The 12677-nt window shown below is 64.5% G+C and carries 7 protein-coding genes; all 7 read right to left on the minus strand.

Annotation, left to right across the window (positions count from 1 at the left end; translation table 11 throughout):
- Positions 1–114 precede the first annotated feature (114 nt).
- The 7 genes from APH44_RS00955 to APH44_RS00985 all read right to left on the minus strand — a co-directional run bounded on the left by APH44_RS00955 (position 115) and on the right by APH44_RS00985 (position 12676).
- Positions 115–1608 (minus strand): efflux transporter outer membrane subunit, encoded by a 1494-nt coding sequence (locus APH44_RS00955; RefSeq protein ID WP_054890812.1) that lies wholly within the window; start codon positions 1606–1608, stop codon positions 115–117.
- Positions 1605–4715 carry a multidrug efflux RND transporter permease subunit gene (locus APH44_RS00960; protein ID WP_054890813.1) on the minus strand — a complete coding sequence of 1037 codons (3111 nt, stop codon included), beginning with the start codon at positions 4713–4715 and terminating at the stop codon, positions 1605–1607. Before APH44_RS00960 ends, APH44_RS00955 begins: the two co-directional genes overlap by 4 nt.
- Positions 4712–7810 carry an MdtB/MuxB family multidrug efflux RND transporter permease subunit gene (locus tag APH44_RS00965; protein WP_054890814.1) on the minus strand — a complete coding sequence of 1033 codons (3099 nt, stop codon included), beginning with the start codon at positions 7808–7810 and terminating at the stop codon, positions 4712–4714. The genes APH44_RS00960 and APH44_RS00965 overlap by 4 nt, the downstream gene beginning before the upstream one ends.
- The gene (locus APH44_RS00970; protein ID WP_054890815.1) at positions 7807–9078 is read right to left on the minus strand and encodes an MdtA/MuxA family multidrug efflux RND transporter periplasmic adaptor subunit; all 1272 of its coding nucleotides are present in this window, start codon (positions 9076–9078) and stop codon (positions 7807–7809) included. Before APH44_RS00970 ends, APH44_RS00965 begins: the two co-directional genes overlap by 4 nt.
- Before the next feature lie 214 nt (positions 9079–9292).
- Positions 9293–9793: a thiol peroxidase gene (gene tpx / locus APH44_RS00975; protein ID WP_054890816.1), complete on the minus strand. Its 501-nt coding sequence runs from the start codon at positions 9791–9793 to the stop codon at positions 9293–9295.
- A 124-nt stretch (positions 9794–9917) separates the two neighbouring features.
- The gene (locus tag APH44_RS00980) at positions 9918–11198 is read right to left on the minus strand and encodes a serine/threonine transporter (RefSeq protein WP_054890817.1); all 1281 of its coding nucleotides are present in this window, start codon (positions 11196–11198) and stop codon (positions 9918–9920) included.
- A gap of 278 nt (positions 11199–11476) precedes the next feature.
- Positions 11477–12676 carry an amino acid aminotransferase gene (locus tag APH44_RS00985; RefSeq protein ID WP_054890818.1) on the minus strand — a complete coding sequence of 400 codons (1200 nt, stop codon included), beginning with the start codon at positions 12674–12676 and terminating at the stop codon, positions 11477–11479.
- Between the last annotated feature and the right edge of the window lies 1 nt (position 12677).

Consider the following 12677-nt stretch of genomic DNA (forward strand, 5'->3'; position numbering starts at 1 on the left):
GGAGGAAAGGCACGGGATTTTGCGGGGGCTACAGGGTGGAAGATCCAGCGGTCGGTTACGCACGGTGCCGACGCTATCGCGGGCTTGCCCCGCGATCACGCCGGCACTGCAACCTTACTGTTTGTCAGCCTCGGCGAACGCCGGCCCCGCTTCCCAGCCGCCACCCAATGCCGCGATCAACTGCACACTGGCCACCAGGCGACCCTGCAGCAGATTCAGCACACTGCGCTCGTTACTCAGCGCCGTGGTCTGCACGTTCACCACGTCCAGGTAGCCGATCAGTCCGGCGCGGTACTGGTTCTCGGTCAGGCGCAACGACTCGCGGGCAGCATCCAGCGCCTCCTGGCGGACCACGGCTTCGTCGGCATACACCTTCAGTTGCACCATGTAGTTCTCGACCTCCTTGAAGCCATCGAGCACGGTCTGCCGATACTGCGCCACGGTCTGGTCGTAGACCGCCACGGTGCGGTCCACCTCGGCGCTGCGCTTGCCGGCATCGAACAGGGTCAGCGCCAGTTGTGGCCCGACCGACCAGTAGCGGTTCGGCAGCTCGATCCAGTTGTTGAAGCTGCTGCTCGAATAGCCGCCGTTCATGCTCAACGACAGATCGGGGAAATAGGCTGCGCGCGACACACCGATGTTCGAGTTGGCCGCCATCACCTTGCGCTCCGCCGAGGCGATGTCCGGGCGGCGCTCCAGCAACTGCGATGGCAGGCTCACCGGGATCGGCGGCAATGCCGGAATATCATTGCTGGCAGCCAGCGAGAACTCGGCAGGCGCCTTGCCCATGAGTACGGCGATGGCGTTTTCATACTGGGCGCGCTGCCAGGCCAGGTCGATCAGGTCGGCCTGGGTGCTCTTGAGCTGGGTACGCGCCTGAGCGACGGCATCGGGGCCGGCGACGCCTGCACGGTACTGGTTCTGGTTCATTCGCAACGAGCGCTCGTAGGCGGCCACGGTGGCTTCGAGCAAGCGCTTCTGCTCGTCGATGACGCGCAGTTGCAGGTAGTTCTGCACCAGCTCCGACTGTTGGCTCAGACGGATCGCCGCCATGTCGGCCAGGCTGGCCTCGGCGCTGGACTCATTGGCGTTCATGGTCTCGCGCAACTTGCCCCAGAGATCGATCTCCCAGCTCACGCCCAACTGCGCGTTGTAGGTGTCGCGAATGCCGCTGCTGTTGTTCGACAGGCTGGAGCTGGAACTGCCGGTGCCCTGGGCTGAACGGTTCTTGCTGGTGGTGAGGTTCAGCGACGGGAACAGCGAGGCGCGGCTGCTGCGTACCAGGGCCTGGGCCTGGCGGTACTGCGCTTCGTACTGGGCGACCGTCTGGTTGCTGCGGTTGAGCTCCTCGACCAAAGCGTTCAAGCCCTTGTCGCCGTACAGCTCCCACCAGGCCCCGCGGGCGATGGCATCCGACGGGTTGGCCTGGGTCCAGCCCTCGGCCTGCTTGAACTGCGCCGGGCTGCTGACCTCCGGGCGATGATAATCCGGGCTCAGGGTACAGGCGCTGAGCATCGCCACGCACAGGCCGGCACCGAGCAGGCGCGAGCCACGGCCACGGGTCAGCAGTTGCAGGGCACGGTGCAGCGGGGTCTGGGCAAAGTTCATAGCGGGGTTTCCAGGGCGGCGTCGGTGCGCACGCCGCGCCAACGGTTGAAACGGTGGCGCGCGCGGTCCAGGTACAGGTAGACCACCGGCGTGGTGTAGAGGGTGAGGATCTGGCTGAAGACCAGGCCACCGATGATGGTCAGGCCCAGCGGTTGACGCATTTCCGCGCCTTCGGCCTGGCTGAGCAGCAGCGGCAGCGCACCGAGGATGGCAGCGATGGTGGTCATCAGGATCGGCCGCAGGCGCAGCAGGCAGGCGCGGCGGATCGACTCTTCCGGCGACAGGCCTTCGTTGCGTTCCAGTTGCAGGGCCAGGTCGATCATCAGGATGGCGTTCTTCTTCACCACCCCGATCAGCAGGAACAGGCCCAGCAACGAAATCAGGCTGAACTCCCCGCCGGTCAGGTACAGCGTGAGCAGCGCACCGACGCCGGCCGAAGGCAGGGTCGAGAGGATCGTCAGCGGGTGGATGTAGCTTTCGTAGAGAATGCCCAGCACCAGGTACACCAGCACCAGGGCACCGAGAATCATGAACGGCTGGCCTTCGGCGTTCTTGGTGAAGGCATCGGCGTCGCCACCGAGCTTGGCGATCACCGACTCCGGCAGGCCCAGCTTGGCCACCTCGCGCTCCAGCGCGGCCAAGGCCTGGTCGACGCTGTAGCCCTCGGCGACATCGAAGGAAATATCCTCGGACGCGAACTGCCCTTCGTGGCTGACACGGTCGTTGGCCAGGCTGTTCTCGTAGCGGGCGATGGTCGACAGCGGCACGCGCGCGCCATCGGTGGTAATCACCTGAACCTGCTCGAGCGTACTAGGGTCCCAGGCGTACTTGGGGTTGATCTCCATCACCACCTGGTACTGGTTGAGGCTGTCGTAGATGGTCGAGATCTGCCGCTGACTGTAGGCGTTGTTCAGTACTGCGGTGACCATGTCCATGTCGATGCCCAGGCGCTTGGCCTGGTCGCGATCGACCACCAGCGTCACCTGCTGGGTGCCAGCACCGTCACGGGCATCGATGGCGGTCAGCTCGGGCAGCTTGCGCAAGGCCGCAGCCACTTTCGGGAACCACTCGCGCAGGGCCGCCAGGTCGCCGCTCTGCAGGGTGTAGAGGTATTGCGAGGTGCTCTGGTCACGGCCACCGCCACCGAGCTGCAGATCTTGGTCGGCCATCAGGTAAAGGCGTCCGCCCGGCACCTTGGGCAGCTCCTTGCGCAGCCGCTCGATGACCTTCTGGGCGTTTTCCTTGCGCTCGCCGATGGGCTTGAGGCGCACCAGCACGAAGGCATTGTTGGTGCCGCTGTTGCCACCGATGAAGCCGGCAACGCTCTGTACCGCAGGGTCCTTGAGCAGCGCACGGCGGTAGGTTTCCATTTTCGGTTGCATCACGGTGAACGACAGGCCGTCATCACCGCGCACGAAGCCTTGCAGCTGGCCGGTGTCCTGCTGTGGCATCAGGGTCTTGGGCACAATCACGTACAGGGCGACGTTGAGCACGATGGTCGCCAGCAGACTGATCAGCGTCAGGCGCCGATGGCGCAAGGCCCAGCCCAGACTCTTGTCGTACCCCTCGACCATGCGCTGGTGTACCCGGTCGCTCCAACGCTGCAGGCGCGTCTGGCCCTGTGGCGCATGGGGCTTGAGCCAGCGCGAGCAGAGCATCGGCGTGAGGGTCAGGGACACCAGCAGCGACACCAGGATCGCCGCCGCCAGGGTGATCGAGAACTCCTGGAACAACCCGCGCACGATGCCACCCATGAACAGGATGGAAACGAACACGGCCACCAGCGAAACGTTCATCGACAGCAGGGTGAAACCCACTTCCTTGGCGCCCAGGAACGCCGCGCGCATGGGCTTGGCGCCGTTCTCGATATGCCGGGAGATGTTCTCCAGGACCACGATGGCATCGTCCACCACCAGGCCCGTGGCCAGGATCAGCGCCATCAGCGACAGGTTGTTCAGCGAGAAGCCGCACAGGTACATCACCGCAAAGGTGCCCACCAGCGACACCGGCACAGCGAGGCTCGGGATCAGCGAGGCGCGCAGGTTGCCGAGGAACAGGTAGACCACCAGGATCACCAGCACCACGGCGATCAGCAGGGTGTGCTCGGCTTCCTTGAGCGTGGCCTTGATCACTGGCGAGCGGTCCATGGCGATGTTGAGCTTGACGCTGGCCGGCAGCAGCGACTGCAGGGCCGGAAGCTGGTCCTTGATCTGTTGCACGGTCTGGATGATGTTGGCGTTGGTCTGGCGGTTGACCACCAGCAGCACCGCCGCATCGTCGTTGAAGAAGCCGCTGTTGTAGCGGTTCTCGACGCCGTCGCTGACCTTGGCCACATCGGCCAGGCGCAGGATCGCACCGTTCTGCTGGCGGATCACCAGCGGCTTGTAGTCATCGGCCTTTTCCAGCTGGTCGTTGGCGCGAACCTGCCAGTTGCGTTCGGCGTCCTCGACGAAGCCCATGGGCCGACGCTGGTTGGCGTTGGCCACTGCGGTGCGTACATCGTCCAGGGCCAGGCCGTACTGGTTGAGCAGTTGCGGCTCGAGTTCGATGCGCACGGCCGGCAGCGAACTGCCACCGATCTGCACCTCCCCTACCCCGGCTACCTGCGACAGGCTCTGCGAGAGGATGGTGTCGGCCAGGTCGTACAGCTGCCCTTTGGACAACACATCCGAGGTCAGCGACAGCACCATGATCGGCGCCTGCGACGGGTTGACTTTCTTGTAGGTCGGCATGCTGCGCATACCACTGGGCAACAGGTTGCGGGTAGCGTTGATCGCAGCCTGCACCTCTCGCGCGGCACCGTCGATGTCGCGCCCCAGGTCGAAGCCGATGATCACCCGCGTCGAGCCCTGGCTGGAGCTACTGGTCAGGGTGCTGACCCCGGCGATGCTGCCCAGCTTGCGCTCCAGCGGCGTTGCCACGGTCGAGGCCATCACCTCGGGGCTCGCACCCGGCAGGCTGGCCTGCACCACGATCACCGGGAAGTCCATCTGTGGCAGCGGCGACACTGGCAGCAATCCGAAGCTGACACCGCCCAGCAGCATGATCGCCAGGCTCAGCAGCATGGTCGCTACTGGCCTGCGAATGAACGGACCGGAAAGGTTCATGCCTCGGCCTGCGCGGTGTCGTCAGCCGGGCGCCAGCGGCGCGCCAGGCGGTCGAAGTACAGGTAGATGACCGGCGTGGTGAACAGCGTCAGCACCTGGCTGACCAGCAGCCCGCCCACCATCACCAGGCCCAGCGGCTGGCGCAGTTCGGCACCGGAGCCCGTGGCGAGCATCAGCGGCAAGGCACCGAACAGGGCCGCCAGGGTGGTCATCAGGATCGGCCGGAAACGCAGCAGCGCCGCCTGGTAGATCGCCTCATGCGGGGTCATGCCCTGGTGACGCTCAGCCTCGAGGGCGAAGTCGATCATCATGATCGCGTTCTTCTTGACGATACCGATCAGCAGGATGATACCGATGATGGCGATCATCCCCAGATCGTTGCCGCTGAGCAGCAGCGCCAGCAAGGCGCCCACTGCCGCCGACGGCAGGGTCGAGAGGATGGTCACCGGGTGGATGTAGCTCTCGTAGAGCACGCCGAGCACGATGTACATCGTCACCACGGCGGCGAGGATCAACAGCAAGGTGCTCGACAGCGAGGCTTGGAAGGCTTCGGCGGCGCCCTGGAAGCGGGTCTGCACGCCCAGCGGCATGCCAATGTCCTGCTGCACCTGCTCGATCACCTGCACCGCTTCGCCCAACGACACGCCCTGGCCGAGGTTGAAGGACATCATCACGGCGGGGAACTGGCCGATGTGCGAAATGGCCAACTGTGCCTGGCGCTGTTCGATGCGCGCCAGCGCCGAGAGGCGAACCTGGCCGCCATCGGTGGCCTTGACGTGGATCGACTCCAGCGCCTGCGGACCAATGCTGGCCGCTGCCTGCGACTGCAGCACCACGCGGTACTGGCTGGCCTGGGTGTAGATGGTCGAGATCTGCCGCTGGCCGAAGGCGTCGTACAGGGCGTTGGTGATCTGCGCGACGGTGATGCCCAGGCGGCTGGCCATGTCGCGGTCGATCACCAGGTACACCTGCAGGCCTTTGTCCTGCAGGTCGCTGGCAACGTCGGTGAGCTCAGGGCGCTGTTGCAGGGCATGGACCAGCTTGCCGCTCCACTCGGCGAGCATGTCCGGGTCAGGCGAGGACAGGCTGAACTGGTACTGGGTGCGACTGACCCGGTCCTCGATGCTCAGGTCCTGTACCGGCTGCATGAACAGGCGAATACCCACCAGCCGGTCGAGCTGCGGCTGCAGGCGGCTGATCACCTGGCTGGCCGTGACATCACGTTCGGCATGGGGCTTGAGGTTGATCAGCAAACGCCCGCTGTTGAGCGTGGCGTTGTCACCGTCCACACCAATGTACGAAGACAGGCTCTGTACCGCCGGGTCCTGCAGGATCACCTTGCTCAGCGCCTGCTGGCGCTCGCTCATGGCGCTGAACGAAATGGACTGCGGGGCTTCGGAAATGCCCTGGATCACCCCGGTGTCCTGCACCGGGAAGAAGCCCTTGGGCACGATGATGTAGAGGAACACCGTCAGCGCCAGCGACCCCACCGCCACCAGCAAGGTCAGCGGCTGGTGCTTGAGCACCCAGGTCAGGGCGTGGCTGTAGCGTTCGATCAGCCAGTCGATCCAGGCACCGCTGGCGCGGTAGAAGCGGCTCTGCTCCTCTTCCTTGGGTTCACGCTTGAGCAAACGCGCGCACATCATCGGCGTGAGCGTGAGCGACACCACCAGCGAAATCAGGATAGCCACCGCCAGGGTGATGGCAAACTCGCGGAACAGCCGGCCGACCACATCGGCCATGAACAGCAGCGGGATCAGCACCGCGATCAGCGAGAAGGTCAACGAGATCAGGGTGAAGCCGATCTGCCGGGCGCCTTTGAGTGCTGCCTGCATCGGCGTTTCGCCTTCTTCGATGTGCCGGGAAATGTTCTCCAGCATGACGATGGCGTCGTCCACCACGAAACCCGTGGCGATGGTCAGGGCCATCAAGGTCAGGTTGTTGATTGAAAAGCCGGCCAGGTACATCACACCAAAGGTGCCGATCAGCGACAGCGGTACGGCGATCGACGGAATGATGGTGGCACTGACCCGACGCAGGAAGACGAAGGTCACCATCACCACCAGGGCGATGGCGAACAGCAGCTCGTGCTGCACATCGCGCACCGCAGCGCGGATGGTTTGGGTACGGTCGGTGAGCACGCTGACGTCGAGGCCGGCCGGCAGGTTGTCGGTGATCGACGGCAGCATCTGCTTGATGCGGTCGACCACTTCGATGACGTTGGCGCCGGGCTGGCGCTGGATGTTCAGCAGCACCGCGTGGTTTTCATTGGCCCAGGCCGCCAGGCGCTCGTTCTCGGCACCGTCGACGATCTCGGCGACGTCCTTCAGGCGCAGCGGTGCGCCGTTGTTGTACTTGAGGATCAGGTTGGCGTATTCGTCGGGCGAACGCAGCTGGTCGTTGGCATCGAGCATCGACACCCGGGTCGGGCCATCGAAGTTGCCCTTGGGCTGGTTGACATTGGAGGCGCCGATCAAGGTGCGCACGTCGTCCAGGTTCAGACCGTTGGCGGCCAGGGCATCGACATTGACCTTGATCCGCACCGCCTGGCGCTGGCCGCCGGCGATGCTGACCATGCCGACACCGCTGATCTGGGCGATCTTCTGCGCCACGCGGGTATCGACCAAGTCATTGAGCTTTGGCAGTGGCAGGGTGCCCGAGCTGATGGCCAGGGTCAGCACCGGGGTATCGGCGGGGTTGACCTTGTTGTACACCGGCGGCGCCGGCAGGTCGCTGGGCAGCAGGTTGCTGGCGGCGTTGATCGCAGCCTGGACCTGTTGCTCGGCGACATCCATGTTCATGTCCAGGTTGAAGCGCAGGGTCAGCACCGAAGCACCGCCCGAACTGGTCGAGGCCATCTGGCTGAGGCCCGGCATCTGGCCGAACTGGCGCTCCAGCGGCGCAGTGACCGCGCTGGTCATCACCTGAGGGCTGGCGCCCGGGTACAGGGTCATGACTCGGATGGTCGGGTAATCGACCTGGGGCAAGGCCGCCACCGGCAGCATCTTGTAGGCGATCAGGCCGGCCAGGACGATGGCCAGCATGCTCAGCGTGGTGGCGACCGGGCGCAGGATGAACAGCCGCGAGATGTTCATGCGCCCGCCTTGCTCGACTCACCGGTCTGGGCCGAACCTTTCGCTTCCTGGCCTTGCAGGTGCTGGCCAGGGGTGGTCGGGACTTGCGAGCTGTCTTCGACCACCTCGACCTGGGTGCCCTCGCGCAGGCGGTCAGTACCTTCGAGCACCAGACGCTCACCAGCCTTCAGGCCCTCCAGGATCACACTGTTCTCGCCGTCGCTGGCGCCGACCTTGAGCTTGCGCACATTGACCTTGTTCTCGCCGTTGACCACATAGGCGAAGGTGCCGTCGTTGCCGAACTGGATCGCCGCCGCCGGGGCCAGCACCACCTGCTTGAGGGTGTCGGCCAGCAGGCGCACGTTGACGAACTGGTTGGGGAACAGGGCGAGGTCCTTGTTCTCGAAGAAACCCTTGAACTTCAGGGTGCCGGTGGTGGTGTCGATCTGGTTGTCGAGGCTGCCGAGCACGCCGGTGGCCTGCAGCTTGCTGTCGCCACGGTCCCAGGCTTCGACCGGCAGGCGCGCGCCGCTGCGGTAGCGCTCGAGCACCGTGGACAACTCGGTTTCCGGGAGGGTGAAGGCGACGTTGATCGGCTCGGTCTGGGTGATCACCACCAGCGCCGTGGTGTCGTTGGCTGCCACCAGGTTACCCAGGTCGAGCTGGCGCAGCCCCAGGCGACCGCTGATCGGTGCACGGATCTGGGTGAATTCGAGGTTCAGGCGCGCGTCATTGACTGCCGCCTGGTTGGTCTTGACCAGCCCCTGGAACTGCCCCACCTGGGCCTCGGCGGTGTCCAGGGTCTGCTTGGCGATGCTGTCTTCGGCATACAGGCCTTTATAGCGGGCCAGGTCGACCTGAGCGTTCTTCAACTGCGCCTGGTTCTGCGCCAGGGTGCCCTCTGCCTGCTGCAGGGCGATACGGTACGAGCGTGGGTCGATTTCCGCCAGCAGGTCGCCAGCCTTGACCTGCTGCCCTTCCTTGAAGTGGATCTTGACCAGCTCACCCGCCACCCGGCTGCGAACATTGACCGTGTTGGTCGCCGTCACCGTACCCAGCGCCTTGTAGTAGAGCGGGAAGTCGCCGACCCGCACCGGCTCGACGCGCACCGGCACCGGGTCGCTGGAGGCACCAAAGCCTGGGCGCCCGCCTTTGCCCATGCGCACGCCCTGCTCCTTGTGCGTCGGGGCAGCGGCAGGCCACAGCCACCAGGCCAGCAAGGCCACCAGCAGCAGGATCAGCAGGCCGAACAGCCAGCGACGGGGAGAACGGGAGGCAGAAGCTTGCATGGGTTGAACGAACCTTGTTCAGAGAATGGCGACTGGGGAGGTTTGAACGATAAGCACTGGCATCGTTTTAGCAAAGGGCCTTTACCAGGCATTTACCATTGGCTGACGTTGCTAAAACGATGAACTTTAAATGAAAACGGCCCGGAATGGCTTCCGGGCCGGCGTAACAGTGTGTAAACCGCCAGGGCCGCGCGGGCGACCCTCTGGCCAGCGTTTACTTCAGAACAGCCAGAGCCGCCTCGTAGTTCGGCTCGTCGGCGATTTCCCCGACCAGCTCGGCATGCAGCACCTTGTCGTTTTCATCCAGCACCACGACGGCGCGGGCGGTCAGGCCGGCCAGCGGGCCGTCGGCGATGGCAACGCCGTAGTTCTCGATGAACTCACGACCACGCAGGGTCGACAGGTTCTTTACATTCTCCAGGCCTTCGGCGCCGCAGAAGCGGGCCTGGGCGAACGGCAGGTCGGCCGAGATGCACAGCACCACGGTGTTGGCCAGGTCATTGGCCTGGGCATTGAACTTGCGTACCGAGGTGGCGCAGGTCGGGGTGTCGACGCTCGGGAAGATGTTCAGCACCTTGCGCTTGCCGGCATAGTCCTTCAGCGACTTGTCGGCCAGGCCTTCGCCGACCAGGGAAAAGGCAGGCGCCTGGGCACCGACCTTGGGCAGCTCGCCCTTGACCTGAACCGGGTTGCCTTTGAGAGTCACTTGAGCCATGGCAGAAATCCTTATACGGGGTTTGAAAAGGATTCCGAGTTAATCGCTTTTAGCGCCAGGCTGCAAGCTTCGAGCAACAGGCAGGCGCGGATTGGCGCGCGCCCGCCTGCGCTGTGCAACGGCCTCAGTTCAGCAGGCCGTAGACCACCGAGCTCAAGGCCACCAGGCCGATCGCCACGACGAAGAGGTTGGACATCGCACCGCTGTACTTGCGCATCGACGGCACACGGCGGATGGCGTACATCGGCATCAGGAACAGCAGCACCGCGAGGATCGGCCCGCCCAGCGACTCGATCATGCCCAGAATGCTCGGATTGAGCGTGGCGACGATCCAGCACACCACCAGCATCAGTGCCGCGACTACGCGGTCCAGGGTCTTGGCGCCCGGGCGCAGGCCGGTCTTGACGATGATGCCCTTGAGGCCTTCGCTGGCACCGATGTAGTGGCCCAGGAACGACTTGGCGATGGCGACGAAAGCGATCAGCGGCGCAGCAAAGGCGATGGCCGGGTTGCTGAAGTGGTTGGCCAGGTACGACAGGATCGACAGGTTCTGCGCCTTGGCCTCGGCCAGTTGCGCGCTGCTCAGGGTCAGTACGCAGCTGAACACGAAGAACAGCACCATCACCACCATCAGCAGGTGGGCACGGGCCAGGATCTGCCCGCTGCGCTCATCGGCATGATCGCCATAGCGACGCTTCTGGTCGACCGCGAAGGCCGAGATGATCGGCGAGTGGTTGAAGGAGAACACCATCACCGGGATCGCCAGCCACAGGGTGTGCACGAACGCCGAGCCGGACGGCAACTGGCCAGCAGTATCGAGAATGCCACCATTCCAGTGCGGCACCAGGTAAAGGGCCAGCAGCGCCAGGGCGACGATGAAGGGATACACCAGCAGACTCATGACCTTGACCGTGGCCTGCTCACCGCAGCGCACGATGGCCAGCAGGCCGAGGATCAGCACGAACGAGAGGATCGCCCGGGGCGGTGGCGTCATGTGCAACTGGTGCTCCATGAAGCTTGCGACCGTGTTGGTCAGCGCCACGCTGTAGATCAGCAGGATCGGGAAGATGGCAAAGAAATACAGCACGGTGATCAGTGCACCGGCAGTGATGCCGAAATGCTCCTCGACCACCTCGGTGATATCGCCGCCCTTGCTGCCGGACAGCACGAAGCGGGTCAGCGCACGGTGTGCGTAGTAGGTCATGGGGAAGGCCAGCACGGCCAGGATCAGCAGCGGCCAGAAACCGCCGAGGCCGGCGTTGATCGGCAGGAACAGCGTACCTGCGCCGATGGCCGTGCCGAACAGGCCCAGCATCCAGGTGGTGTCTTGACGCGACCAGCTACCGAGGGTGGCTTGTTGGGTCGATTCGAAGCGTTGTTCAACGCTTTGGGCCTGCTCATTCATTCCGGGTGCAACTCCACTCGCAAGACTGCAACAGGCTGAGAGTGGCGAAATAGAAGCCTCACGCCACCTCAACCGAAAAAGAGGGGCGCGATTGTGCACTGAATAGGTGCTGTTGCGAAGCCCCGTCCGAGGGACGGCACCTGTTTTGGGAAAAGGAAGCGGATGATGGTGGGAGCGGCGGTTCGCCGCTGCGACTTGCCCGCGAAGGCGTCGGTAATCTCACGTCTTCATTCGCGGGCAGCCCGCTCCCACAGCCCAGGCATGCCTGGGCCGGCGGATCAGCCCTGTTGCACCGCCGCGAATGCCTCGGCGACACGCTGCAGGTTGTCCGGACGCAGGCCCGCCATGCACACCCGGCCGCTGTCGATGATGTACACACCGAACTCGTCACGCAGGCGACGTGCCTGCTCGGCACTGAAGCCTGTGTAGCTGAACATGCCGCGCTGGCGCAGGAAGAACTGGAAGTCCTGGCCTGGCAACTGCTTGGCCAGTGCATCGACCAGCCCCTGGCGCATGTCGAGGATACGCTTGCGCATGGTCTCGACTTCCGCCTGCCACTGGGCGTTCAGGCCGGCATCACCGAGCACCCCAGCGACCAGCAGCGCACCATGGCTGGGTGGGCTGGAGTAGTTGCGGCGCACGGTAGCCTTGAGCTGACCCAATACGCTCTGGGCGCTTTGTGCATCATCGCTGACCACCGACAGCCCCCCTACCCGCTCGCCGTACAGCGAGAAGATCTTGGAGAACGAGTTGCTGACCAGGCACGGCACACCGGCACGGGCCATTTCACGGATGGCATAGGCGTCTTCGGCCAGGCCTTCGCCGAAGCCTTGGTAGGCGATGTCGAGGAACGGGATCAGCTCACGCGCCTTGACCACCTCGACCACTTGCTGCCACTGGCTCTGGCTCAGGTCGACGCCGGTGGGGTTGTGGCAGCACGGGTGCAGCAGGACGATGCTGTGCTTGGCCAGGGTTTGCAGGCTTGCCAGCATGCCATCGAAGTCCAGGCCGCGGGTGGCCTGGTCGAAGTACGGGTAGGTGTGCACCTTGAAGCCCGCGCCTTCGAAGATCGCGCGATGGTTGTCCCAGGTCGGATTGCTGACCCACACCTCGGACTGCGGGAAGTAGCGCTTGAGGAAGTCGGCACCGACTTTCAACGCACCCGAGCCACCCACGGTCTGCACAGTGGCGACACGCCCGCCGGTCACGGCCGGGTGGTCGGCACCGAACAGCAGTGCCTGGATCGCCTGGCGGTAGCTGGCCAGGCCTTCCATGGGCAGGTAGAGCGAGGCTTCATGCGGCTGGCCGGCCAGGCGTTCCTCGACCTGGCCTACCGATGGCAGCTGCGGCACCACACCGGCTTCGTCGTAGTACAGGCCGATACTCAGGTTGACCTTGTCGGCACGGGGATCGACCTTGAAGGCTTCCATCAACGAGAGAATCGGGTCGCCGGCATAGGCATCGACATGTTTGAACACA

Origin of the sequence: Pseudomonas sp. NBRC 111143, assembly GCF_001320965.1 — a bacterium.
GTDB classification, from domain to species: domain Bacteria; phylum Pseudomonadota; class Gammaproteobacteria; order Pseudomonadales; family Pseudomonadaceae; genus Aquipseudomonas; species Aquipseudomonas machongensis.